Origin of the sequence: Fibrobacter sp. UWH9, from assembly GCF_900129715.1 — a bacterium.
Taxonomy (GTDB): Bacteria; Fibrobacterota; Fibrobacteria; order Fibrobacterales; family Fibrobacteraceae; genus Fibrobacter.
In genome coordinates, this window is the sequence record NZ_FQWP01000047.1 from 1 (window position 1) to 1,579 (window position 1,579).

General features: G+C 40.8%; 1 protein-coding gene. It reads left to right on the forward strand.

Annotated features, from left to right (window positions below; genetic code table 11):
* Positions 1-1,359, forward strand: a 1,359-nt coding sequence (locus BUB94_RS16075; protein WP_217653158.1) for an ATP-binding protein, incomplete at its 5' end; no start/stop codon positions are given.
* Between the last annotated feature and the right edge of the window lie 220 nt (positions 1,360-1,579).

The following is a 1,579-nucleotide window of genomic DNA, read 5'->3' on the forward strand; positions in this document are numbered from 1 at the left end:
AAAATATGCAAGGCGAGCGAAGCACCCAAATGTTCACATTTGGGTATTTCCGAGCCGAAGCAATTTTATCAAAATATAATACAAACCATTACACAAAGCAAGGTTTGTGTATTTTCAATCATCCGTTCTGACATTGATTATTGTGGAAATATCAAATTTAACTTGAAATTTCCACAATGTATTAGTTATATTCTAGGCATGGTTTCTAGAAAAATTGAAGAAAAAATCCTTTCTGAAGGAATAAAGTACCCTGTCATAACGATTGTCGGGCCAAGGCAATCCGGCAAAACTACTTTGGCAAAAAAACTGTTTCCTAATTACAAGTATGTAAACTTGGAACAACGAGATTTGAGAGATTTTGCCCACAGAGACCCCAAGGGATTCCTGGCATCCCATAAGCCGCCCATTATCCTTGACGAAATCCAGAATTGCCCGGAATTGCTGAGCCAGGTACAGGTGGAAGTTGACCGCACCGGGCTGGATGCTCAATTTGTAATCACTGGTAGCCAGCAACTTTTATTGAGCCAAGCGATATCCCAGAGCCTCGCCGGACGAACAAGTATCTTCACATTGTTGCCTTATTCCATTTCCGAAATTTCAAATTACAACAAAGATTTTTCTCGAGGTGAATTCATTTTAAATGGAGGCATGCCTCGCCTCTACGAGAAAAATCTTGAAGCGGAAAGTTACTATCGCGACTACATCCAAACATACATTGAACGAGATGTCCGAACCTTAATTAATGTCAAGGATCTTCGCAAGTTTGAGCTGTTTCTCACATTACTGGCAGGCAGAGTTGGGCAAATAATCAATTACTCCAGCTTGGCAGGCGATGTCGGCGTAAGTTCTACAACTCTCAAGGAATGGCTTTCCGTTTTGGTAGCAAGCCACATTGTATTTACATTGCAGCCGTGGTTTGGCAATGTTACCAAGCGCTTGACAAAATCGCCAAAGGTATTCTTTGTAGATACGGGTATTCCGTGCTCGCTGCTCTCCCTGACAAATGCAGAGCGTGTTGAAAAAGATGGCTTGTTCGGCAACCTGTTTGAAAACATGGTTATACTCGAAGCCATGAAAGCTCGACTGAACGCTGGCAAAAAAACAGACCTTTACTTTTTACGAACAGAATCTGGCATTGAAATCGACTTGCTAGATGTTAGAGGCGGATCCGTCGTTCCGTACGAAATCAAAGCCAGCGATTCCATTGTGCCGGAATTTTTCAAGAACTTCACCAAAGCCGAAAGCTTTGTTCCAAATTTTGAAGGAAAACAAGGCGGCCTGATTTACTCCGGCGATGAAATGGATTCTTACATGGAGCGCAGAATTTTCAACTACAAGAAGTTGGATACTGTGTTTTAATTTTTGGTACGGAAATCGCTACAATTTCAAAAATTCCCAATTAGGTTCTGCTATCCCCAAATTTTTGAAACCTTTGGCTCTTCATCAACATGTGTGGGTGGCTTCGCCACCCTTTTTTGTTGACATTCGCCTAAATTAAACAAAAAATGGGCTATTTTCTAAAATTTAATCGCCAAAAAAAACAGAAGAAAAAGCCCATGTCAAAATTATACAAATCCAT